The organism is Streptomyces sp. NPDC088246, from assembly GCF_044741025.1.
Lineage (GTDB): Bacteria > Actinomycetota > Actinomycetes > Streptomycetales > Streptomycetaceae > Streptomyces.
In genome coordinates this window covers 12,765-36,440 of the sequence record NZ_JBIURV010000031.1, presented here as the reverse complement: position 1 = coordinate 36,440, position 23,676 = coordinate 12,765, and the positions used below count along the sequence as shown (strand labels likewise).

The following is a 23,676-nucleotide window of genomic DNA, read 5'->3' as shown; positions in this document are numbered from 1 at the left end:
TGTGCGGTTACGCGGCTTCCGTCATCGGGCTGCACTGGATGCGGAAGTTACCCGCGGGTGTGTAGCGGGGCAGTACGAGCATGGGGTGCCGGCCGACGGGCGTCACGGCGGTCTGCCGGAAGGCGAAGACCCGCCCGGGGTTGCGAACGTCGTGCAGGCGTCGCCCCAGGCGCATGTCGCGCAGGTTGTCCGAGCACAGGACCAGGTCCCACTGCTCGGCGCGGTCGCGGCGCGGCGCCATGAGGTGCAGCGGCACGGACACCCGCCACAGCCCTCCGTCGAGCCGGTCGACGTCGGCCTTCAGACGACGCCCGGAGGCGACGAACTCGGCCCAGGGGGCTTCGGGTTCACCTCCGACCACGCGGAAGGCGACCTCGACCTGGCTGTGGGCCACATGGACACGCACGACCTCCGCCGAGGGCTGGGACGGGCTGAACGTCACCCGGGCGCTCCCGGTGACGCTACGGCCCAGCCGGTAACGGGCCCCGGTCGCCGCAGATGCCTCCATGGGCCGCGTCGGGCCGCCGTACGGCACGGGAAGGTCGACGAGGAGCAGGGGCAGCGTGCGGCGGCGCAGCCCCCGTGACAGGCGCAGCCGGATCTTCCAGCGGCCGGGGGTCAGGGGCAGGCCGCTCACGTCCTGCCCGAGCAGGATCGCGGCGTCCATCGCGACGCCTCCGTCGTGGTCGGTGTAGACCTTGGCGGCTGTGGCGAGCCGACGGCCTCGGCGTCTCAGTTCGATCCGGGCCCCCTCGTCCGGCCGGACCCAGTGCGGCATCCGGGCGTGCAGGTTGACGGTCTGCCCGTCGAGCACCGCGGCATAGCGGAGTACGGCCGCCCGGCCCTTGCGCCGGGGCAGGAAGAACCGGCGCAGCAGGACCGACCGGACGCGAGTGGTCTGGCGGCGCATCCGGCGGCGCAGTGCGCGCAGGGGTCGTCGGCGCTTCATCGGGCGACTCCGTCGGCGAGGCCGTGGTGGGTGGGGACCGCGTCCAGACTCGGGGGCAGGATGCGGCGGTCGGTGAGCCGGGTGGGACCGGTGGCCCCGTCGGGCAGCTCGTATCGGCTGGGGACGGGGAAGTAGCTCTCGAGGAACGACCGGACCATGCGGTCCTGCGCCTCGGGGTCGGGATGCACGACCGTGTCGTTGAGGCAGAACGTGTCGAAGTTGCGGCGGGCGAGCAGCGAGTTCAGGCGGCGCCGGGCCTGGTCGGCGGCGAGGTCCACATAGACGTAGCGCAGGTTGCCGACGGTCGCGCGGCTGGTGTGGAAGCCGTAGTAGTGGTGCAGGGACGACGCGATCGGTACATCCTGGGGCGAGCGGAAGCGTGAGTGCTGGGTGCGGCGGTGCTCCTCGCCGTACACCAGCTCGATGTCGGCGAGGACACTGCGGCGCAGTGCGTGCGGGGTGTGCTTCATCTTCTGCGCGATCCGGGTGCCGAAGGACCGCTCGATCAGGGCCCTGCTGTTCTTGCCCGCGGCGTTCACCGGCAGGTCGTCGTGGTTCGAGGAGCCGGTCGGCACGACCGCCTTGGACTGGAAGAACTTGCTCAGTCCGTTGGCGTGGAAGAAGTGTCCGGGGGTGAGCGGGCGGCCGAAGAACACGTCGTCGTTGAGGTACAGGAAGTGCTCGGACAGCCCGTCTATTCGGTGCAACTGGCTCTCGATGGCATGCGAGTTGAAGGTCGGCAGAGCGGTGGGGTCGGAGAAGATCTCGCGGTGGTCGACGACCTGCAGGCCCGGCACGTCGGTATCGAGCCACGCGGGCACCTGCCCGGCGGTGACCAGGTAGATGTTGCGCACCCAGGGTGCGTACTGGTGCAGGGAGCGCAACGAGTAGCGCAGCTCGTCGCGGCTGGTGAACCGGGCGTCGTTGGCGGCCTGCGCGTGCAGACTCGGAGCGGGCGCGCCGGGGCGCCCCGAACGGGCGGCGTCCCGTTCCGCCGCCCACACCGGGTCGGAGTCGTCGACCCAGGTGTAGACGACGTCGATGGGGAAGAGGTGGTCGTCCGGCAGCGGCTGGGTGAACTCCGGCAGGGTACGCGTGACGCCGGTGGTGTAGGCGCCGGGCACGAGGGCGAACAGGGCCTGCGGAGCGGCCGGTCGCGGTGTGTCCGCGGGGACCAGATCGACCACTCGATTGGGGCGGGGGGCCTCGTACTGGCCGTCCCGTTCCGTCCAGAACTCGAGGTCGCACCCCTGGTCGGTGCCGAAGACGAGGTGCTGCGTGGGATCGGTGACGTACCAGGCGAGCCGGAGGGCGTCGTGCTTGCGCAGCTGGCGCCAGGACTTGTCGTCGTCGCCCGGTCGCATGTCCGACTCCGATGCGCTGGCCACGCCCACATAGCCCGGGGTCTGCTCGAAGGCGATCTGGAGCATCACCTCCGCCGACTCGCGCAGCGCGACGGGCACCGCGACCGTCGGGACGTCCTTCGTGGCACCGCGGACACAGAAGTATTCGACGTCCCCGGCCTCCAGCGCGGAGATGAGAATGTGCAGATTGCGGGCCCGAGCCGCCCACGCCGTGGCGCCCTCCACGAGCAGGGCACGCATGTGCCGGCCTTCGACGCGCACCACCCGGCGCACGGAGGCCGCACTGTGCCGGGGCACCTTGCGGCGGCCGCCCATCGCCCAGACGACCGTCGCCGACCGGATGGCCTCGACGGAGGTGAACGAGGACTTGACGGCGGAGCGCAGCGGCGCCGGCACCTTGCGGACGATGCCCCTTCGCGCGCCCACCGGCACCACGGACCGATAGGCCGCGACCAGCGATCCCGCCTCCGGGTTACCGGAATCGACCACGAGGCATCCACCACCCACGCCACTGCGGTCCAGCGCCTACCGCGGCCGGGACACCACCTCGTGCCCGGACTGCGGACGGTATGAGACCGAAACCTGTCATCCACCATGTGGACCGCCCCCACCGGACGGTCAGACCTGCCCCACCCGCGAGCAAGTCACAGAACTTTCACATAAAAAACCAATCAACGTCCAGCCAAAAAAGTGGACATATACGACATGCAATCGTGAGGAATCCCACCGGTTACTCGTACAACCTTTTACAACTTCACGAGAACATCACATGACATCGAGGTGACGCACCTCTGTCGCTCGGCACCCTGGAAGGCGATCCGGGACGACCTTCCCCGTCGGGTCACAGCCGGTGCCAGTGCGGCGAGAGCGTGAGCCCGGGCCCCACTTCCTGCCGGGCGACGGACACGACCCCGTCCCGCCCGCGAATCGCTACGACGACGCGACCGTGTCCGTCGAGGGCGAGCGCGGGGTCACCGACGCACTCCTCGGTAGTGTCCGACCACCAGACGCCGTGCTGCTCCCCCTCGGTACCGCAGACCCCGATCAGCAGAGTGCCGCCCGCCCCGCGCTGCGCGAGAACCGTGCAGTCGTAACCGTCGAGCGGGGCGCGCAGCGCCACGACGGCGCCGTCCCCGGGGTACCCGCCCACCGGCACGGGCCAGGCGCCCGCCCGGTAGGCGACGACCCCTGCCGTGTTCGCATCGGTCCAGTAGTAGGTGAGGCGGTCCGGCGCCGTCTCCAGCGCCGTCACGGAACCCGTCAGCGCATAGAACTGCAAGGGCGGGGCGATCTGCAGCGGGCCGTCCGGATCATCCTGACGCCACTGCTGCACCCCGCGATCGCTGGGCGCGAAGACCTCCACCAGCCCGCTCGAGGTCACCGACGGCACAAGCTCGGCGGCGAGCCCGACCCCCTTGAGGTCCTGCCAGGCTCCCCATTTACCGCCCTTCCCCTCGCGGCGCACCTGGAGTCCGCGACCCGCGTTGCGCACGAAGACGAAGACAGCGCCCTGCGCGTCGACTGCCCCGGCCGGCGCACCGACCTTCCGACCCGCCTCCCGGTCACGGTAGAAGTTGCCGAGGGAGCGCCATTCGGTGACGGGACGACCGGTCTGGTACTGGATGGCGTGCACGAAGTCCACACCCGGCCCGTCGGAACCACTGCGCTCACGCCGCCCGAGGAAGTGCACGTACGAGTCGGCACCCTGAACGACGGTCAGATCCGTCAGGTCCGCGATCGGCACGAACTCAGGGCCGTCCCACCGGTCCCCGCCCGGACTCCGCTGCGTCCAGCGCAACAGACCGCCGTCCGTGCGGGCGTAGATCGTGAGCCTGCCGTCCCTGCCGAGCGACATCCAGCGGCCACGCGGCGTTCCGGAGACCTGGTGGCACCCGGACGACGGGACGGGTGGGCGGGCACTGCTCGCGGAGTCCGGTCCTCTTCTCCGCATGACCCGCAACGCCCTCTCCGCCTCACCGGTTCTTCATCCCGCCCTCACGGGGCCGACACATCATATGCTCAGCGTCGCCCCGCCCCGGCGGGGCGTCGACACTCGGTTCAGCGCCGCGCCTGCGGCATCCGCAGACACCACCCGGCCCATGCCGAAGCGACCATGGCACGCGCATCGTGCTGCGCGTGCCAACCCAGCTCGCCGCGGATGCGGTCGGCTGCGGCCACGACGCGGGCAGGGTCACCGGCCCGGCGCGGGGCGCTCACGGGTGTGGCGGCGGCACCGTATCCGGTCACTTCCCCGATCAGTTCGATCATCTCCCGCACGGAGACACCCTCCCCGCGGCCGATGTTGACGGTCAGGTCGGTGCCCGGCTCACGGTCGAGGAGTGCTCGCGCCGCGGCCAGGTGCGCCGAGGCGATGTCGGCGACGTGGATGAAGTCGCGCACGCAGCTGCCGTCCTCGGTGTCGTAGTCGTCACCGAACACCACCGGCGCCTCGCCCCGCGTGAGTTTCTCGAAAACCATGGGCACCAGGTTGAAGACGCCCGCGTCGGCGAGGGCCGGTGTGGCCGCGCCGGCGACGTTGAAGTACCGCATCGAGGCGGTGGCGATGCCGTGCGCCTTCCCTGCGGCGCGCACCATCCACTCGCCCGTCAGCTTGGTCTCGCCGTAGGGGTTGATCGGGGCGCACGGAGTCGTCTCCGTCACCACCGGTACGTCGGGCATTCCGTAGACGGCCGCCGACGAGGAAAAGAGGAACGCTCGCACCTCACTGTCGGCCACTGCCTCCAGCAGGGTCTGCAGGCCCTGCACGTTCTCCCGGTAGTAGAACAGCGGGCGCTCGACGGACTCCGCCACCTGCTTCTTCGCGGCGAGGTGGACCACCCCCCGCACCGGCAGTTCCGCCAGGGTGCTCCGCAGCAGGGCCGCGTCGAGCGTCGACCCCCGGACGAACGGGACATCCGCGGGCACGCGCGAGCGGTCGCCCGTCGAGAGATCGTCGTACACGACGACCGACTCACCGGCCTCGCGCATAGCGCGGACGACATGCGCCCCGATGAAGCCCGCCCCACCCGTGATCAACCAAGTCATGAACGAATAGTAGTTCGAGCAGCGCAGATCAGGATTCCGGGGGCCAAAACACCCATTCGCGCGGTCCTCTGTTCTATAGTGCACGCTCAGTCAGGCATACACGGACCGGCCACACCCCCCACCCGAGTCCCACGCACTTCACAGCCCACCTCGGGCCATGAGATTTGAGGACTCGACCAGGATGAGCCACGACGCCATGACACAGGGCACGCACGACGGTCGTCCGGCCTCCGGTGGCGGCGGACGGAAACAGCGGGGAGCCCCTCGCAAGCGCCGCCGCGGCCTCAAGATCACCCTCAGCGTCCTGCTCATCCTGCTGCTCGCCGGCGGCGGCACCGCCTACTGGCTCTACAGCCGCCTCGACGGGAACATCAAGGGCGTCGACATCGACAAGGCGCTCGGCGACGACCGCCCCGAGAAGCTGCCGACCAGCGGTCAGAACCTGCTGGTTCTCGGCTCCGACTCCCGGGCCGGTGCCGAGAACAAGAAGCTGGGCGGCGGCGGAAACGTCAGCGGCGCCCGGTCCGACACCGCGATGGTGGTGCACATTCCCGAGGGCCGTACCAAGGCCGTCGCCGTGTCCATACCCCGTGACACCCTGGTGACCAGGCCCGAGTGCACGAAGGCCGACGGCTCGGCCGTTCCGTCGGCGAACCGCGTGATGTTCAACTCCGTCTATTCGCAGGTCGGTCCGGCCTGTGTGGTCAAGACCGTCGAGAAGATGTCCAAGGTCCGGATCGACCACTATCTGGAGATCAACTTCGCCGGGTTCAAGGATCTGGTCGACGCCATCGGCGGTGTCACGGTCGATGTTCCGCAGGACATCCACGACAAGTCGTCCGGCCTCGACCTCACCGCGGGGCCGCACAAGCTCGACGGCACCCAGTCGCTCGCGTACGTACGCACCCGGCACGGCATCGGGGACGGCAGCGACCTCGGCCGGATCGGGCTGCAGCAGCAGTTCCTGCTGGCGCTGCTGAGCGAGGTCAAGTCGCAGAATCTGCTGGGCAGCCCGACGGACACATACAAGATCGCCAACTCGGCGACCAAGTCACTGACGACCGACGACGGTCTCGCCTCGCTGACGTCGCTGTCGAAGTTCGCCCGCTCCATGCAGGGCGTCGATCCTGCCTCGATGGAGACGATCATGCTCCCGGTGGCGTACGACAAGGCCGATCCGAACCGGGTCGTGGCGGCGCAGCCGCAGGCCAACACGTTGTGGAAGGCGATCCGCGAGGACGCCGCGATCCCGGAGTCCGCGAAGAAGTCCCCGGCCACCGGCGGCTGACGGTCTCCGGCCGCGGTCGGCACATGGCACCCTTCGGGGGTGCTGAGCGAACCGACCCTGGTGATCGTCGACGCGGCCAACGTGGTCGGGTCGGTACCGGACGGATGGTGGCGGGACCGGCGTGGGGCGGCCGTACGACTGCGGGATTCGCTGGTCCCGTTCGCCGCGGACGGTCTGGACTCCTTTCCCGGTCCCGCCGAGCTGATCCTCGTCGTCGAGGGCGCGGCCCGGGGCGTCGAATCACTTCCCGGGCTACGGGTGGAGTCGGCGCCCGGGAGCGGTGACGACCGGATCGTCGAGCTGGTCGCGGACGCCATGTCCCGTCCGGCGGCCCGTATCTGTGTGGTCGTCACCGCCGACCGGGGGCTGCGGCAGCGGGTGGAGGCGTACGGAGCGCAGTGCGTGGGCCCCCGTTCTGTACGGCCGCTGCCTCCCTCCCGCAGCGACTGATCTACGGCCGGCCGACGGGCTCGTTGATCCGGCTGTGCCTGCGCCCGTACGCGAAGTAGATGACCACGCCGATGGCCATCCAGATGGCGAACCGCAGCCAGGTCTCGGCCGGCAGATTGAGCATCAGCCAGACCGAGGCGGCCACCGAGAGGATCGGGATCAGCGGCACCCACGGGGTGCGGAACGCGCGGTGCAGATCGGGGCGGGTGCGGCGCAGCACCATGACGCCCAGGGCCACGACGACGAACGCGAAGAGCGTGCCGATGTTCACCAGCGTCGCCAGTTCGTTGATGCTCGTGAAACCCGCGACGATCGCGATGATCACGCCGAGCAGGATGGTCGGGCGGTACGGGGTGCGAAAGCGGGGGTGCGTCACGGAGAAGAACCTCGGGAGCAGACCGTCACGGCTCATCGCGAAGAACACCCGGGTCTGTCCGAGCAGCAGGATCAGACAGACCGTGGTGAGGCCGATCGCTGCGCCGAAGCTGATGAATCCCGCGTAGACGGGATGGCCGACGGCCTTGAAAGCATCGGCGAGCGGGGCCTCGACCGACAGCTCGCTGTAGTGCTGCATGCCCGTGACCACCAGTGACACGGCGACATAGAGCACGGTGCAGATGAAGAGCGAAGCGAGGATGCCACGTGGCATGTCACGTTGCGGAACCTTCGTCTCCTCCGCAGCGGTGGCCACCACGTCGAAGCCGATGAAGGCGAAGAAGACGACGGAGGCGGCGGTGAAGATGCCAAGGACGCCGAAGTTCGTGGGCGCATATCCGAAGATCAGCTGGATCAGCGGCGCGGTCAGTCCGGAACCGGAGGGCTGTGGCTGTGCCTCGGGGATGAAGGGCGAGTAGTTGGCGGCCTTGACGAAGAACAGTCCCGCGATGATCACGACCAGGACCACGGCGATCTTGATGGCGACCACAATGGTGGTGACCCGGGCGGAGAGCTTCATGCCGAGCACCAGCACGACGGTCAGGACGAGTACCAGGACGAAGGCCAGGATGTCGAAGCCGAATCCTTTCGCCACATCGGGTCCGGAGAGCACTTCGGGCATGCTCCAGCCGAAGTTGTCCATCAGCGAGCGGACATAACCGGACCAGCCGACCGCCACCACCGCCGTGCCGAGTGCGAACTCCAGCACCAGGTCCCAGCCGATGATCCAGGCGATCAGTTCGCCGAGCGAGGCGTACGAGAAGGTGTAGGCGGAGCCGGCGACCGGGACGGTGGAGGCGAACTCGGCGTAGCAGAGCGCGGCCAGGGCGCAGACGATGGCCGCGGCCACGAAGGCGAGGGCGGTGGCGGGGCCCGCGGTCTCCTTGGCCACCTTGCCGGTGAGCACGAAGATGCCGGTGCCGATGATGACGCCCACTCCGAAGACTGTGAGGTCCAGCGCGGAGAGGGACTTCTTGAGCGCGTGCTCCGGCTCCTCGGTATCGCGGATGGACTGTTCGACCGTCTTGGTCCGGAACAGTCCGCCACTGCTGGGTGGTGTGTCCTGCTGGGCAGTCACCGGCGTACCTCCACGCACTCGTCGTGTACGCCATGATTGGGACCATATCTGCGGCGCAGGGCTCCGCGCGGGGCGATTTCACGCGAATGGGCCGGTCGGACCACTCGTACAGGGTGGCCGACCGGCCCATTGGCCGTATCGTTTCCGGCCGCCGGGACCGGGTCGTACGGATCAGTCGCGGACGGGCTCGATCACGGAGCTGCTGTCCGTGTCCGTCTCGTAGCGGCCGTCCAGCCTGGCGACCAGGCCGGTGACCTGACGGGCGATGTCCGGCGCGGTCAGTCCGATCTCGGCCATGACCTCCTTGCGGGAGGCGTGGTCGAGGAAGCGCGGCGGGATGCCGAAGTCGCGCAGCGGTACGTCCACCCCGGCGTCACGCAGCGCCTGGGCGATTGCGGAGCCGACGCCACCGGCCCTGCTGTTGTCCTCGACGGTGACGACGACCCGGTGCTGCTCGGCGAGCGGGGCCATGGCCTCGTCGACCGGCTTGACCCAGCGCGGGTCGACGACGGTCGTCGTGATGCCCTGGGCGTCCAGCAGATCGGCGATCTCCAGGCACATCGGGGCAAGCGCGCCGACGGAGACCAGGAGGACGTCCGGCCGGATGGTGCCGGGCTCGCGCAGGACGTCCATGCCGCCGACCCGGCCGACGGCCTTGACCGCCGGGCCGACCGCGCCCTTGGAGAAGCGGACCACGGTCGGGGCGTCGTCGACCTCGACGGCCTCGCGCAACTGGGCGCGAACCTGATCGGCATCGCGCGGGGCGGCGATCCGGAGGGTGGGCACGCACTGCAGGATCGACATGTCCCACATGCCGTTGTGCGAGGCACCGTCCGTGCCGGTGACACCGGCCCGGTCCAGGACGAACGTCACACCGCACTTGTGCAGCGCGACATCCATCAGGACCTGGTCGAAGGCGCGGTTGAGGAAGGTGGCGTACACCGCGAAGACGGGGTGCAGTCCGCCGGTGGCGAGGCCGGCCGCGGAGACCGCGCCGTGCTGCTCGGCGATGCCGACGTCGTAGATCCGGTCCGGGAACGCCTTCTCGAACTTGGTCAGGCCGACCGGCTGGAGCATGGCCGCGGTGATCGCGACGATGTCCTCGCGCTCCTTGCCGAGCTTGACCATCTCCTCGCCGAAGACGGAGGTCCAGTCGAGGCCCGAGGTGGCGACCGGGAGGCCGGTGTCGGGGTGGATCTTGCCGACGGCGTGGAAGCGGTCGGCCTCGTCGAGCAGGGCGGGGGTGTAGCCGCGGCCCTTCTCGGTGAGGCAGTGCACGATGACGGGCCCGCCGAAGCGCTTGGCGCGCTGGAGCGCGGACTCCAGGGCCTCGATGTCGTGTCCGTCGATCGGACCGACGTACTTCAGGCCGAGGTCCTCGAACATGCCCTGCGGGGCGATGAAGTCCTTCAGCCCCTTCTTGGCGCCGTGCAGCGTCTCGTACAGCGGCTTCCCGACGACGGGGGTGCGCTCCAGGATGTCCTTGCCGCGGGCCAGGAAGCGCTCGTAACCGTCGGTGGTGCGCAGGGTGGCGAGGTGGTTGGCGAGGCCGCCGATGGTCGGGGCGTAGGAGCGCTCGTTGTCGTTGACGACGATGACGAGGGGGCGGTCCTTGGCGGCGGCGATGTTGTTCAGCGCCTCCCAGGCCATACCGCCGGTGAGCGCGCCGTCGCCGATGACCGCGACGACGTGGTCGTCCTTCTTCAGCACCTCGTTGGCCTTGGCGAGGCCGTCGGCCCAGCCGAGCACGGTGGAGGCGTGCGAGTTCTCGATGATGTCGTGTTCGGACTCGGCCCGGGAGGGGTAGCCGGAGAGGCCGCCCTTGCTCTTGAGCTTCGAGAAGTCCTGGCGACCGGTGAGGAGCTTGTGCACATAGCTCTGGTGACCGGTGTCGAACAGCACCTTGTCCTTCGGCGAATCGAAGACCCGGTGCAGGGCGATGGTCAGCTCGACCACGCCCAGGTTGGGGCCGAGGTGGCCGCCGGTCTTCGAAACGGCGTCGACCAGGAAGGTCCGGATCTCTTCGGCGAGCTGGTCCAGCTGCTCGGGAGTGAGCCGGTCCAGGTCACGCGGTCCACCGATGCGGGTCAGCAGAGCCACCCGTTCCTCCTTGCGTTCGAGCTGGTCGAGCATGCCGATCCGATGAGTCTAATGTTCCGTCCGTCGTCGCAGGCATCGGGCAGGGGGTATGCAGTCGCCCCCCTCCCCGCAGCCGACAGTGCCCGGCGCCTGATCGGGCGCCGGGCACTGGATCGGGCGGGCGTGATGTTACGCGCGACCTGCGGTCTTCTGGGTGCGGCGGGAGACCGAGTCGATGACCACGGCGGCCAGCAGAACCGCGCCGGTGATCATGTACTGAATGGCGTTGGCCATACCGATCATGTTCAGGCCCTGCTGGATCGACTGGATCACGATCATGCCGAGCAGCGCGGACCAGACCTTGCCCCGGCCTCCGAAGAGGCTGGTGCCGCCGATGACGGCGGCGGCGATGACCAGCATCAGTGTGTTGCCGCCGCCGACGCTCTTGGTGGCGCCGCCGGAGAGGCTGGCGATGAAGAGGCCGCCGAAGGCGCCCAGCGTGCCGGACAGGGCGAAGACGGTGATCCGGACCCGGTCGACGTTGATACCGGCACGGCGCGCGGCCTCCGGGTTACCGCCGACCGCGAAGACCTGACGGCCGAAGCTCGTGCGCCGGGCGACGAAATCCGCGACGACCAGGACGGCGAGGAAGAGCACCAGGGCGAGCGGCAGGCCACGGGCGCCCTCGGGTTCGTTCAGGACATACGCGACGACGAAGCACAGGACCGCGACGACGGCGGTGCGCAGCACGACCTCGCTGGTTGGCCGGGCGGGCAGGCCTGCGGCCTTGCGGCGCCTGCTGTCCACCAGGAGCGAGGCGGCGTACGCGAGGACGGCGACCAGGGCGAGTCCGTAGCCGGCGGCCTTGTCCTCGAAGAAGTAGTTGGTCAGGTTCTCGACGGCGCTGCCGGACGGCGTGTTGATCGAGCCTTCCCCGCCCATCATCCAGTCCTGAAGACCGCTCCAGCCGAGGAAGCCCGCCAGCGTGACGACGAACGCCGGTACACCGATCTTGGCGAAGAAGAAGCCGTGCAGCGCACCGAGAGCCATTCCGGAGAGCACGGCGGCGATGATCGCGAGCCACTCGTTCCAGCCGTTGTTGACGTTGAGCACGGCCCAGACGGCCGCGCCGACGCCGGCGACGGAGCCGACCGAGAGGTCGATCTCGCCGAGCAGCAGGACGAACACGATGCCGACCGCCATGATGCCGAGGCCGGAGCTGTAGACCGCGATGTTGGCGACGGAACTGGCGGAGAGGAAGTTGCTGTTCTGGAACTGGAAGACGATCGCGATGACGATCAGGCCGACGAAGACCGGCAGGGAGCCCAGCTCACCACCACGTACCTTGCGGGTGAACTCCGACCAGTAGCCCTTGAAGCCCTCTTCGCGTACGAGGAGCCGCGGGTCCACGGCGGAGGTCGGGGCTGCCGACTGCTCGGCGGCCGGTGCCGTGGCGGCGGGCTTCTCGGTGGAAGTCCCGGGGGTCTTGGCGAGGTCGCTCACTTCGCGTCCTCCTTCGTGGCTGTGCGTACCTGGCGGCGCGTGACGGCATTGTCCGTGGCGCCGGTGATCGCGGCGATGATCTCTTCGTGGGAGGTGCCCGCGACGTCGAAGACACCGTTGTTGCGGCCCAGGCGGAGCACCGCGACCTTGTCGGCGACGGCGCGCACGTCGGCCATGTTGTGGCTGATGAGGATGACGCCGTGGCCACGCTCGCGCAGCCGCTCGACCAGGTCGAGGACCTGGGCGGTCTGTTCGACGCCGAGGGCCGCGGTCGGCTCGTCCAGGATGACGACCTTGGGGTCGCCGATCAGGGCGCGGGCGATGGCCACGACCTGGCGCTGACCACCGGAGAGCGAGGCGACCGGGATACGGACACTGGGGATCCGGATGGACAGCGTGTCCAGCAGTTCCTTGGCGCGCTTCTCCATCGCGATCTCGTCGAGGACGGAGACCTTGCGCAGTTCGCTGCCGAGGAAGAGGTTGGCGACGACATCGAGATTGTCGCAGAGGGCCAAGTCCTGGTAGACGGTGGCGACTCCGAGCTCCTGGGCGTCGTTCGGCCGGTTGATCCGGACCGTCTCGCCCTCCCACTCGATGGCGCCTTCGTCGATCGGGTGGACACCCGAAATGGTCTTGACGAGGGTCGACTTGCCGGCGCCGTTGTCGCCGACCAGGGCAACCACTTCGCCGGGGTGAATCTCCAGGTCCACGTCGGTGAGCGCCTGGACGGCGCCGAACCGCTTGGAGATTCCGCGCAACGCCAGCACGGGCGTAGCGGACACGTGAATCATCTCCTTCGCCGCCTGACCGGCGGGGATGGTGCTGCTGAGCACAGGGGGGTAGGGCCGTCGTCCGACCGCTGTCCTGCCCCGGAGGGCCGTCGCTCGACAGACGGCGGGGTGACGACGTGCCCCCAGGTCCCGTCGTCGGGCCGCCGCCGTCGCCCGAGGGGGCGGCGGCGGTCAGACGACCGGACCTGGGAAGGAGTCCGGCGCCCACCCCCGCTTGCGGGGCGTTGACGGGGCGGGTGCCGGACTGGCAGAGGTGCCCGGGGGAGCTTGCCCTCGGGTGCTACTTGATGCCGGCTGCGTCGCAGGCCGCCTTGTACTGGGCGGTGCAGATCTCCTCGACCTTGTAGACCTTGTCCGCGACGATCGTGGAGGCGATGTTCTCCTTGGTCACGACCGAGGCGTCGTACAGCTTCGACGGGGTGCCCTTGAACTCGCCCGAGAGGCTGTCGACCTTGATCGGGGCCAGATCGTCGATCTTCTCGCCCTTGAGCAGCCTGACGGCGATCTCGGCGGTGGTCTCGGCCTCCGGCTTGATCTGCTTGTAGATCGAGAAGGCCTGCTCGCCCGCGATGATGCGCTGCAGACCGGCGAGCTCGGAGTCCTGACCGCCGACCGGAACCTTCACACCCTGCTTGTTCAGGGCCGTGATGATGCCGCCGGCCATGCCGTCGTTGGCGGAGTAGACACCCTGGAAGCCGTCCTTGCCCAGGGAGTCGATGGCCGCTCCCATCTTCTTGTTGGCCTCGTCCGCCGACCAGTCCGGGATGTCCTGCTCGTAGACGACCTTCTTGACCTGCTTGTCGAGGACGCTGTGCGCGCCCCTCTTGAAGAAGGGGGCGTTCGGGTCGGTCGGCGAGCCGTTGATCATGACAACGTTGCTGTCCTTGGCCTTGGCGCCCAGCGCCTTGACCAGCGCCTCACCCTGGAGCTGGCCGATCTTCTCGTTGTCGTACGACACATAGGCGGAGATCGGCCCCTCGGCGAGACGGTCGTACGCGACGACCTTGACGTCCTTCTTCGCGGCCTGCTGGACCCAGGACTTCGCGGCCTTGTAGTCGACGGTGTCGAGGATGATGACCTTCACACCCTGCGTGACGAGCGCGTCGAACTGCTTCTTCTGGGTCTCGGTGTCCTGCGCGGCGTTGTTGTACTTGACCTTGCAGTCGGCGCAGAGCGCCTTGATCTTCGCCTCCATGATGGGGCGGTCGAACGTCTCGTAACGCGTCGTCTTGTTCTCCGGCAGCAGCAGACCGATGGTCTTGCCGTCGCCACCGCTGCCGCTGTCCTTGTCGCCGCCCGCCTTGCCGCAGGCTGCGAGGGAGACGGCCATCGAAACTGCGGCCGTGCCTATGACGATGCGTCGCGTCATTGCGTTCATTGCGGGTTTGCCTCCCTGACGAGGCCGCAACGTTGCGGCCGAGGTGGCTGGAAGTCAACTCGGCCGCGACGTCAGCGTCAAGGAGTAAATTCTTAACGAGATGACAACGGTGCCATTCGTTATCTAAGTGAAGACAGGGGTCGCCGTCGACAGGGTGCTTTCCAAAAGGGTTGAATCCCCCATCTCGCTCAGCACCAGGGCCAGCGCGCCCAGCACCTCGGCCCGGCCGCCGAGCGCCCCGGGCAGCACCGAGAGCTGCCTGGCGGCGCTGGGAATGGCATAGCGGGAGACCGAGTCGCGGATCGGCGCGAGCACCAACTCGCCCGCCTCGGCGAGCGATCCGCCGAGCACCACCCTGCTGGGGTTGAGCAGATTGCAGAGGTTGGCCACCCCGCTGCCGATGTGCCGCCCGACGTCGCCGATCACCCGACGGCAGCCCGGATCGCCCCCGCGGGCCAGCTGGACCACCCGTTCCATGGTGAGATCGGGTCCGTGGCTGGGCTGGAGCAGTGGCAGGACGTATCGCGCGGCTGCGAACGTCTCCAGGCACCCCCGGTTGCCGCAGCGGCACACCGGGCCCGATTCGTCGAGCGTGATGTGCCCGATTTCGCCGGCTGTGCCGCCCGGCCCCCGGTAGATGTGCCCGTCGATCACCAGACCCGCGCCGACACCGCTGGCGACCTTGATGTAGGCGAGGTCCTTGACCCCGCGGCCGCTCCCCCAGACCAGCTCGCCGAGCGCCCCGAGGTTGGCGTCGTTGTCGACGTACACCGGAACGCCGAGGCGGCCTGCGAGCTCCTTGCTGGGGTTGATGCCCGTCCAGCCCGGCAGGATCGACGTGGAGCCCAGTGTGCCGGACTCGACGTCGATCGGGCCGGGAACACCGAGGCCGACCCCGATCACCTTGTCCGGGCTGATCCCGGTCGTCTCGATCAGCCGTTTGACCAGGCGTTCCGCCCGTCCGAACCCCTCCGCAGCCGAGGCGTCGACGTCCATCGGCTCGGACTCCTCTGCGAGCACCTGGTGAGCGAGATTACCGACCGCCACCCTCAGATGCGTATGCCCGAAGTCGACGCCGATCACAATGCCCGCGTCACCGCTGAGCGAGACGCTGCGGGCCCGGCGGCCGCCCGCCGAGGTGGGGGTCACCTCGACCGTGCCGCCGTCCTTCAGTTCGCGAACGATGTTGGAGACGGTGGCCGCTGACAGGCCGGTGCTCCGTGCGATCTCCGCCTGGGTGAGCGAGCCCGCCATGCGTACCGCGCGCACCACCCGCTCAAGGTTGGCGCGATGCAGAGATGTCTGCGAACCCGGAGTCTCCATCGACTCTCTCACTCCTACCGATTTCTCTAACATGTGAACTCTAAGCTGAGCGTTTTGAGGTACTCCCCGTCAAGACCTTGAGCATGCGAAGCCGCGGATGAGCACAGTGCCCGCCCCCGAGGCAGCCCTGTGCACGCGCGAACCGCCCGCCGGCGCGTGGCCGGCGGGCGGTTCGTGTGTGTACGGAGGGTAGGAGTGCTACTTCACCGCACCTGCGGTGAGCCCTGCCACGACCTGACGCTGGAAGATGATGTAGGCCGCGAGAACCGGCAGCATCGCCATCACCAGACCGGCGAAGAGACCGGACCAGTCACCCTTGTATCCCTGGCTGTTGGCCAGTTCGACCAGCCCCTGGGAGAGCACCCGGTGGCCCGGATCGGTATTGAGCACCGTCGGCAGCATGTACTGGTTCCACTGCCCGAGGAAGTTGAAGATACCGACGCTGATCAGGCCGGGCTTCGCCATCGGCAGCATCACCTGGAAGAACGTCCGGGTGTGCGAGGCCCCGTCGAGCATCGCCGCTTCCGCGACCGAGGTCGGCAGCGTCCGGAAGAACGAGGTGAGGAAGAAGACGGTGAACGGCAGCGAGTACGCGATGTAGACCATGATCAGTCCGTGCCGCGTGTTCAGCAGGCCCATGTTGTTCATGACGAAGAACAGCGGAACCAGCGCCAGGATGATCGGGAAGCTCATCCCGCCGATGAACAGGTAGTAGAGGAAGCGGTTGCCGGGGAAGTCGAACCGCGCCAGTACGTACGCCGCCATCGACCCGAGCAGCAGAGTACCGACGAGCGAGCAGCCCACCACCACGACCGTGTTGAAGAAGTAGTCGCTCATGTGCGCCTGGCTCCAGGCGCGCGACCAGTTGTCGAAGTGCAGCTTGTCCGGCAGCGCCCAGGGCGTCGACAGGATCGAGTCGTCGGTCTTGAACGACGCCATCACCGCCCACAGCAGCGGCATGACGACCAGGATCGCCCAGATGATCAGCACACCGTGCGAGAAGACATTGAGGACCTGGCCCTCGCTGCTCTTCTCCTTGACTGCGGGCGCCGACGCCTTGGCCACGGGGGCCGGGTCCACGTCCGGGACCGCGGGCGGGGTGTCAGTGGTCTTCACGTGTACTCACCTCGTACTGTCGAGCCGGACACGGAGGCCGACCTGTGGTGCCTGCCGGTGATCCGGGGGCCGTCTCCCGTCAATCGCAGCATCAGAACTCCAGCCGCTCGCGCCGGCCCAGCCGCATCACGATGGCGGCGAAGGCCATGGTGACGATGAGCAGTCCGACACCGATCGTCGTTGCGTATCCGGCCTGCCCGTCGCGGAAGGCCGTCTGGTACACGTACAGCGGAAGGACCGTGGTCGAGTAGTCGGGACCACCGGGGCCCACGGTCATGACCTGTACGGCGGTGAACGCCTCCACGCCGAGGGCCAGGATCCCCATGTAGACCCAGCCCGACTGCACCGTGTCCCAGAGCAGCGGAAGCGTGATCCGGAAGAACGTCGTGAAGCGGTCGGCGCCGTCCAGGAGCGCCGCCTCGTAGAAGTCCTTCGGGATGGACGCCATTCCGGCCGAGAAGAGGACGACGAAGAATCCGACCGTCGACCAGACCAGCACCGACATGACGCAGACCAGCGCGAGACTCGGATCGCCCAGCCAGTCCGGCTGGATGGAGCCCAGACCGATTCCCTTCAGTGTCGAATTCAGCATCCCGCTAACGGGGTTGAAAGCAAACTGGAAGAGCAGGGCGACGATGACGATCGAGAGCACCTGCGGGAAGAAATAGGCGATCTTGTAGAAGGACGAGCCCCGCACGCCGGAGACCGCGGCGTTCTTGCGCCGCCGGCCTCCGACATTGAGCATGAAGGCGAAGAACAACGCCAGGCCCAGCGTCACCAGCGGCAGCAGCAGCACGAGCAACACGCTGTGCTGCAACGACTTCCAGAAGATGTCGTCCTTCAGCATCCTCGTGTAGTTGTCGAACCCGACCATCTTGAAGTCCGGGCTCAGGCCGGTCCAGTCCGTGAACGAGTAGTAAATGGACTGGATGAACGGCCAAATGACGAAGACCGCGTACAACGCCAGTGGGACTACCAAGAACCCCACGATGAAACGGTACTTGCCATGCTGCATCGTTTACCGACCCCGATCTTTCCGCGGGTGCCGCCGCTGGTGACGGTTGCTCACTGGTGCTTGTAGTGCTTGATGGACTGGTCCTTGGCCGCCGCGTCGGCGAAGGCCTGGATCTTCTTGATGGCTTCCGCCGGGGTCGCGCGGCCGGCCATCATCTCGCCGATACCGGCGACGCCGATCTGCTCCTTCTGGAGCTTCACGTACCAGTCCTGCAGACGCGGGTTCACCACGTTGTCGCCGGCCTTCTTCAGCGAGTCGACACCGGACTGCATGGCGGTCGACAGGGTCAGACCGTCGGTGCCGCCGTTGAAGGCGCTGAGCGACTTGACCTGCTTGGTGAAGTTCTTCGAGGACTCCTCGGAGAGCATGATGCGTAGCTGCTCCATGCCGCCCTCGGGGTTCTTCGCCTTGGCCGGGACGACGAAGGGTTCGCCGCCGGAGGCCCAGATGGTGCCGAACGGCATCGCGTCGGACGAGTCCAGGCTGGACGGCGGCGCGACCATCATCTTGAAGTCCTTGGGCGTGGTCGGCGCCGCCTCGTTCTCCACCCACGAACCGTTCGGGATGAAGAGCGCCTTGCCCTTGGTCCACTCGGTCTGCGACTGGATGTGGGTCAGGCCGGGGGTGCCCTTGAGGATGTACCCCTTCTGGTACAGCTCGTAGTACGCCTCGAACGCCGCCTTGACCGCGGGGTGCTTCCAGGCGTTCGGCTCCAGGTTGTCGATCTTGTCGAGAACCTCCCGGCCACCGATCTTGGCGATGAACGGGTAGAGCGAGAACGGCAGGTAGTACGGGTACTTACCGGCGTACGTCCAGCCGGCGATGCCCTTCTTCTTCGCCTTCGCGCAGAGGGCGAGCATGTCGTCCCAGTTCTCGGGGTACTGCGCGTCGAGGTTGTCGAGCGCGGTCTGCGAGTACCAGACGCCGTACACGGTGTACGCGTAGTACATGATCCAGACCGGGTCGCCGTCGAACTGCCCCATCTCCAGAACACCCGGACGCAGCGTGTCGCGGACCTTCTTGGTCGGGTCGTCGATGGACGGGGCGTCCATCAGCGGCGTCAGGTCCAGCAGCTGCTTCTTGCCGACCAGGACACCCATGTCCATCTGCTCGGCGCCGGAGTTGTCGATCAGGTCCGGCGGGGTCCCACCGTTGAAGCGCGGCTGCAGCTGCGACTGGATCTTCTGGGTCGCGACGTGCTTGACCTTCGGGGCCTTCGGGAACGCCGCGTTGTACTTCTTCTCCGCGTCGATCGCGTACTGCTGGCCGAAGCCGCCGTCGAAGATGACCACCTCGAGGGGGGCCGTCTCGTTGACGCCGAGCGGGTTCGTCTTGCTGGTCTTGCCCTTCTCGACCTTCTTGTCACTGCCGCTGTCGCTGCTCGCACACGCCGACAGGAAACCCATCGTAGGAACGGTGAGCAGGCCGAGCGCGGCAGATCGCTTGATCACATCGCGACGGCCGAGGCCCTCATTCTTGTGGGCGGAGGTGGATCCCATGCTCAAGTCCTCGCCTTCTCCAGGACTCAGGCGGTGTGTACCGGTCGCCCGTCGATATTCGCCTCAGGCGAAGGGCCCCGCCACCGCGGTCAGTTGCGCTTGGGTAGTGCTGATCTCAGGCTAGCCATGTGCAGTGGGGGCTTCGGGAGATCGCGCATCGGATGCACTTGTTGTGCACTCCTTGACCGTTCCCCGTGTCCCCCTTGTCCGCGCGCCGGAAAAAAGCTGTGCGGACGCCGACAGGTATAGTCCACTCACGGCCGCCTGAGCAAGATCGAATGCAAGGTTGAGCGGCAGTCTTTCCCGAGTTGAGACCTCGCGGATACCTGGGCCCCGTGCGTCCCGGTCCGGGTGTAACGATTTCCGCATTACGGTCGATTCGACTGGCGATTCATGCCCAACACCCTTGACACGTCCTGGCACTTGGCTCCCTACTGGACCTTGCGCATCTCCATGACAACGTTGTCCAAGCACACTTCCTCGGGAGGAATGGCTCGGCATGCAGCCCCGACATGGTTCTCGCAAGAGACAAAGCCGTACGGCCGCACTGATCGCGGCTTCACTGGTCCTGGTCGTGACAGCCCCCACCGCGGCCGCCGCTCAGTCGGCCGGGACAGGCGAAAAGGACCAAAGCCCCTTGGGGGAACGGACATTCAGTTCGTCCTTCGAATCAGACGAAAAGCAGCCGGACTGGCGTAACACCGTCGAAGAAGGTCTTGACGGAAAGAAGCGGTCATCGGGTGTCGATGGCGGCTTCTCCGCAGGAATACCGGGCAATGTCACGGACAAGGTGACAGATGTCCGCGCCAGTGCCGAGAACACCGGCGGCGGGGAGGTGAAGGAGAACCTGATCGACGGGGAGTCCGGCACCAAGTGGCTGTCCTTCGAGCCCACCGCCTGGGTCGAGTTCGATCTCACCGAACCGGTGAAGGTCGTGACATACGCGCTGACGTCGGCCAATGATCACGACGAGCGCGATCCGAAGGACTGGACCCTCCAGGGCTCCGCCGACGGCAAGGCCTGGCAGGACCTCGACTCCCGGACCGGCCAGACGTTCACCGAGCGGTTCCAGACGAAGTCGTACGATTTCACATCTGACACGGCATACCAGCACTACCGACTGCAGATCACGAAGAACAACGGCGCCTCCGACGCGACCCAGCTCGCCGACGTCCAGTTCTCCGACGGCGACACCTCGGTCCCGGCGCCCGACACGATGCGCAGCCAGATCGACCGCGGCCCGTCCGGCTCCCCCACCGCCAAAGCGGGCGCCGGCTTCACGGGCAAGAAGGCCCTGCGATACGCCGGTACGCACAAGGCGGACGGCCGGGCCTACTCGTACAACAAGATCTTCGATGTGAACACGGCCGTCACCCGTGACACCTCACTCTCCTATCTGATCTACCCCCAGATGGGCGAAACGGACCTCTCCTACCCGGCGACACATGTCTCGGTGGACCTGGCGTTCACGGACGGCGCGTATCTGAGCGATCTGCGGGCCACCGACAGCAACGGCGGCCTGCTGACCCCCCAGGGCCAGGCCGATGCCAAGCGGCTGTACGTCAACCAGTGGAACAAGGTCGACTCGACGATCGGCACGGTCGCGGCGGGCAAGACCGTCGACCGGATTCTGGTGGCGTACGACTCCCCCAAGGGCCCGGCGAAGTTCCAGGGCTGGATCGACGACATCAAGATCGCCCCGAAGGCACCCGAGAAGCGCCGCTCGCACCTCTCCGACTACGCGTCGACGGTCCGTGGCACCAACTCCAGCGGTGGTTTCTCGCGCGGCAACAACTTCCCCGCCACCGCGGTCCCGAATGGCTTCAACTTCTGGACGCCGGTCACCAACGCCGGATCGACCAGCTGGCTGTACGACTACGCGCGCGGCAACAACGACGACAACCTGCCCACCCTCCAGGCCTTCAGCGCCAGCCATGAGCCGAGTCCCTGGATGGGCGACCGGCAGACCTTCCAGCTGATGCCGTCGGCGGTCTCCGGCACCCCGGACGCCTCCCGCAAGGCGCGGGCCCTGCCGTTCCACCACGAGAACGAGACGGCGAAGCCGCACTACTACGGTGTGACATTCGACAACGGCCTCAAGGCCGAGATGACACCGTCCGACCACGCCGCCCGGATGCGGTTCACCTACCCCGGTGACGACGCGAGCATCGTCTTCGACAACGTCTCCAACGACGGCGGGCTCACCCTCGACCCGAAGAGCAGCTCCTTCACCGGCTTCTCCGATGTGAAGAGCGGCGGCTCGACCGGCGCCACCCGCCTCTTCGTCTACGGCGTCTTCGACGCGCCGGTCACCGCGAGCGGCAAGCTGTCCGGCGGCGGCGGCGACGATGTCACGGGCTACCTCCGCTTCGACGCGGGCAAGGACCGCACGGTCGACCTGCGACTGGCGACCTCACTGATCAGCATCGACCAGGCGAAGCAGAACCTCGCCGCCGAGATCCCCGCCTCCCGTTCCTTCGGCCGGGTGGAGGACCGGGCGCAGCAGGCCTGGGACGACATCCTGGGCAAGGTGGAGGTCGAGGGCGCAACGGCCGACCAGCTGACCACGCTGTACTCCAGCCTGTACCGGCTGTATCTGTACCCGAACTCGGGCTTCGAGAAGGTCGGCGGCAAGGACAAGTACGCCAGCCCCTTCTCACCGCAGGTCGGCTCCGACACCCCGACCCACACGGGCGCGAAGATCGTCGACGGCAAGGTGTACGTCAACAACGGCTTCTGGGACACCTACCGGACGACGTGGCCCGCGTACTCCCTCCTCACGCCGGACAAGGCCGGCGAGATGGTGGACGGCTTCGTCCAGCAGTACAAGGACGGCGGCTGGATCTCCCGCTGGTCGTCCCCCGGCTACTCCGATCTGATGACCGGTACCTCTTCGGATGTCGCGTTCGCGGACGCCTACGTCAAGGGCGTGAAGTTCGACGCCGAGGCGGCGTACGACGCGGCCCTGAAGAACGCCACCGTGGTCCCGCCGTCCTCGGGCGTCGGCCGCAAGGGCATGCAGACGTCCCCGTTCGTCGGCTACGCGAACACCTCCACGCACGAGGGCCTGTCGTGGTCGCTGGAGGGTTACCTCAACGACTACGGCATCGCGCAGATGGGCCGGGCGCTCTACGAGAAGACGAAGAAGGAGCGGTACAAGGAGGAGTCCGAGTACTTCCTGAACCGCGCCCGCAACTACGTCGACCTCTTCGACAGCAAGGCCGGCTTCTTCCAGGGCAAGGACGCCAAGGGCGACTGGCGGCTCCCGTCGGACCGGTACGACCCGCGGGTCTGGGGCTACGACTACACGGAGACGAACGGCTGGGGCTACGCCTTCACGGCCCCGCAGGACAGCCGGGGCCTGGCGAACCTGTACGGCGGCCGCGACGGCCTGGCCAAGAAGCTCGACACGTACTTCTCCACTCCCGAAACGGCGGGCCCCGAGTTCGTCGGCTCGTACGGCGGTGTCATCCACGAGATGACGGAGGCGCGTGACGTACGGATGGGCATGTACGGCCACAGCAACCAGGTCGCGCACCATGTCGCATACATGTACGACGCGGCCTCGCAGCCCTGGAAGACGCAGGAGAAGGTCCGCGAGGTCCTGGGCCGCCTCTACACGGGCAGCGAGATCGGCCAGGGTTACCACGGAGACGAGGACAACGGCGAGCAGTCGGCCTGGTACCTCTTCTCCTCGCTCGGCTTCTACCCGCTCGTCATGGGCAGTGGCGAGTACGCGATCGGATCCCCGCTCTTCACGAAGACCACGGTCCATCTGGAGAACGGCCACGACCTGGTCGTCAGGGCGCCGAAGAACAGCGCGAAGAACATCTATGTGCAGGGCCTGAAGGTCAACGGCAAGAAGTGGAACTCGACTTCACTGCCGCACGACCTGCTGGCCAAGGGCGGTGTGCTGGACTTCGACATGGGCGCCAAGCCGTCGTCGTGGGGCACCGGCAAGGACGCGGCGCCGACCTCGATCACCACGGACGACAAGGTGGCATCGCCGAAGGCGGACGTACTGAAGGGCGAGGGTGCCCTGTTCGACAACACATCGGCCACCTCGGCGTCGGTCACCTCGGTGGACCTGCCGGTGCCCTCGGCCACGAACGCGGTCCAGTACACGCTGACATCGAGCGCGGCGGACAAGGCACCGGCCGGGTGGGTCCTGCAGGGCTCGTCGGACGGCACGACATGGAAGGACCTCGACAAGCGGTCGGCCCAGTCGTTCGCCTGGGGCAAGCAAACGAGGGTGTTCTCGGTGAGCACGCCGGGCTCGTACGCGCACTACCGGCTGGTCTTCACCGGTGAAGGGACGCTCGCGGAGGTGGAGTTGCTCTCCTGATCCGACGCTCCCCTCGCT

At 67.6% G+C, this 23,676-nt stretch carries 16 protein-coding genes; 3 read left to right on the top strand and 13 right to left on the bottom strand.

Going from position 1 to position 23,676, the window contains the following annotated elements:
* Window positions 1-7: 7 nt before the first annotated feature.
* The 4 genes from ACIPEK_RS33135 to galE all read right to left on the bottom strand — a co-directional run bounded on the left by ACIPEK_RS33135 (window position 8) and on the right by galE (window position 5,358).
* Complete coding sequence (locus tag ACIPEK_RS33135) at window positions 8-949, bottom strand: hypothetical protein (RefSeq protein WP_402003789.1); 942 nt, start codon at window positions 947-949, stop codon at window positions 8-10.
* A complete protein-coding gene (locus tag ACIPEK_RS33130) occupies window positions 946-2,802 on the bottom strand; it encodes a stealth family protein (RefSeq protein ID WP_402003786.1) in 1,857 nt (618 codons plus the stop codon). Before ACIPEK_RS33130 ends, ACIPEK_RS33135 begins: the two co-directional genes overlap by 4 nt.
* A 352-nt stretch (window positions 2,803-3,154) precedes the next feature.
* Window positions 3,155-4,168, bottom strand: a complete 1,014-nt coding sequence (locus tag ACIPEK_RS33125) for a hypothetical protein (RefSeq protein ID WP_402003783.1) — start codon at window positions 4,166-4,168, stop codon at window positions 3,155-3,157.
* A 203-nt stretch (window positions 4,169-4,371) separates the two neighbouring features.
* Window positions 4,372-5,358 carry a UDP-glucose 4-epimerase GalE gene (galE, locus tag ACIPEK_RS33120; RefSeq protein WP_402003780.1) on the bottom strand — a complete coding sequence of 329 codons (987 nt, stop codon included), beginning with the start codon at window positions 5,356-5,358 and terminating at the stop codon, window positions 4,372-4,374.
* 181 nt (window positions 5,359-5,539) lie between these two features.
* Here galE and ACIPEK_RS33115 point away from each other — a divergent pair, with 181 nt between their 5' ends.
* Entirely contained in the window at window positions 5,540-6,646 is a 1,107-nt protein-coding gene (locus tag ACIPEK_RS33115; protein WP_402003777.1) for an LCP family protein, read from the top strand.
* A 42-nt stretch (window positions 6,647-6,688) separates the two neighbouring features.
* Entirely contained in the window at window positions 6,689-7,096 is a 408-nt protein-coding gene (locus tag ACIPEK_RS33110) for an NTP pyrophosphohydrolase (protein ID WP_402003891.1), read from the top strand.
* 1 nt (window position 7,097) lies between these two features.
* Here ACIPEK_RS33110 and ACIPEK_RS33105 read toward each other — a convergent pair whose 3' ends face one another.
* From ACIPEK_RS33105 to ngcE, 9 genes are all read right to left on the bottom strand, one after another.
* Window positions 7,098-8,609 carry an amino acid permease gene (locus ACIPEK_RS33105; RefSeq protein ID WP_402003774.1) on the bottom strand — a complete coding sequence of 504 codons (1,512 nt, stop codon included), beginning with the start codon at window positions 8,607-8,609 and terminating at the stop codon, window positions 7,098-7,100.
* A gap of 171 nt (window positions 8,610-8,780) precedes the next feature.
* Window positions 8,781-10,709: a 1-deoxy-D-xylulose-5-phosphate synthase gene (dxs, locus tag ACIPEK_RS33100; protein WP_383075130.1), complete on the bottom strand. Its 1,929-nt coding sequence runs from the start codon at window positions 10,707-10,709 to the stop codon at window positions 8,781-8,783.
* Between the two features lie 168 nt (window positions 10,710-10,877).
* Window positions 10,878-12,191, bottom strand: a complete 1,314-nt coding sequence (locus tag ACIPEK_RS33095; RefSeq protein ID WP_402003771.1) for a sugar ABC transporter permease — start codon at window positions 12,189-12,191, stop codon at window positions 10,878-10,880.
* On the bottom strand, window positions 12,188-12,982 hold the full coding sequence (locus ACIPEK_RS33090; RefSeq protein ID WP_402003768.1) for an ATP-binding cassette domain-containing protein: 795 nt from the start codon (window positions 12,980-12,982) through the stop codon (window positions 12,188-12,190). The genes ACIPEK_RS33095 and ACIPEK_RS33090 overlap by 4 nt, the downstream gene beginning before the upstream one ends.
* A 280-nt stretch (window positions 12,983-13,262) precedes the next feature.
* Entirely contained in the window at window positions 13,263-14,360 is a 1,098-nt protein-coding gene (locus tag ACIPEK_RS33085) for a substrate-binding domain-containing protein (protein WP_383075096.1), read from the bottom strand.
* 123 nt (window positions 14,361-14,483) lie between these two features.
* On the bottom strand, window positions 14,484-15,683 hold the full coding sequence (locus ACIPEK_RS33080; RefSeq protein ID WP_402003764.1) for an ROK family protein: 1,200 nt from the start codon (window positions 15,681-15,683) through the stop codon (window positions 14,484-14,486).
* Window positions 15,684-15,881: 198 nt separating this feature from the next.
* The gene (locus tag ACIPEK_RS33075) at window positions 15,882-16,799 is read right to left on the bottom strand and encodes a carbohydrate ABC transporter permease (RefSeq protein WP_383075092.1); all 918 of its coding nucleotides are present in this window, start codon (window positions 16,797-16,799) and stop codon (window positions 15,882-15,884) included.
* A 91-nt stretch (window positions 16,800-16,890) separates the two neighbouring features.
* Window positions 16,891-17,814, bottom strand: coding sequence for a carbohydrate ABC transporter permease (locus ACIPEK_RS33070; protein ID WP_383075090.1), 924 nt, complete (start codon window positions 17,812-17,814; stop codon window positions 16,891-16,893).
* 50 nt (window positions 17,815-17,864) lie between these two features.
* Window positions 17,865-19,313, bottom strand: a complete 1,449-nt coding sequence (ngcE, locus tag ACIPEK_RS33065; RefSeq protein ID WP_402003760.1) for an N-acetylglucosamine/diacetylchitobiose ABC transporter substrate-binding protein — start codon at window positions 19,311-19,313, stop codon at window positions 17,865-17,867.
* 499 nt (window positions 19,314-19,812) lie between these two features.
* Here ngcE and ACIPEK_RS33060 point away from each other — a divergent pair, with 499 nt between their 5' ends.
* Window positions 19,813-23,658 (top strand): GH92 family glycosyl hydrolase, encoded by a 3,846-nt coding sequence (locus ACIPEK_RS33060; RefSeq protein WP_402003757.1) that lies wholly within the window; start codon window positions 19,813-19,815, stop codon window positions 23,656-23,658.
* Window positions 23,659-23,676 lie beyond the last annotated feature (18 nt).

What these genes read in the sequence shown, in the direction of transcription:
- galE (WP_402003780.1), bottom strand. Translation starts at nt 5,358, where the DNA reads ATGACTTGGTTGATCACGGGTGGGGCGGGCTTCATCGGGGCGCATGTC.
- ACIPEK_RS33135 (WP_402003789.1), bottom strand. Translation starts at nt 949, where the DNA reads ATGAAGCGCCGACGACCCCTGCGCGCACTGCGCCGCCGGATGCGCCGC.
- ACIPEK_RS33060 (WP_402003757.1), top strand. Translation starts at nt 19,813, where the DNA reads ATGCAGCCCCGACATGGTTCTCGCAAGAGACAAAGCCGTACGGCCGCA.
- ngcE (WP_402003760.1), bottom strand. Translation starts at nt 19,313, where the DNA reads ATGGGATCCACCTCCGCCCACAAGAATGAGGGCCTCGGCCGTCGCGAT.
- ACIPEK_RS33090 (WP_402003768.1), bottom strand. Translation starts at nt 12,982, where the DNA reads ATGATTCACGTGTCCGCTACGCCCGTGCTGGCGTTGCGCGGAATCTCC.
- ACIPEK_RS33125 (WP_402003783.1), bottom strand. Translation starts at nt 4,168, where the DNA reads ATGTCGCTCGGCAGGGACGGCAGGCTCACGATCTACGCCCGCACGGAC.
- ACIPEK_RS33085 (WP_383075096.1), bottom strand. Translation starts at nt 14,360, where the DNA reads ATGAACGCAATGACGCGACGCATCGTCATAGGCACGGCCGCAGTTTCG.
- ACIPEK_RS33115 (WP_402003777.1), top strand. Translation starts at nt 5,540, where the DNA reads ATGAGCCACGACGCCATGACACAGGGCACGCACGACGGTCGTCCGGCC.
- ACIPEK_RS33070 (WP_383075090.1), bottom strand. Translation starts at nt 17,814, where the DNA reads ATGCAGCATGGCAAGTACCGTTTCATCGTGGGGTTCTTGGTAGTCCCA.
- ACIPEK_RS33080 (WP_402003764.1), bottom strand. Translation starts at nt 15,683, where the DNA reads ATGGAGACTCCGGGTTCGCAGACATCTCTGCATCGCGCCAACCTTGAG.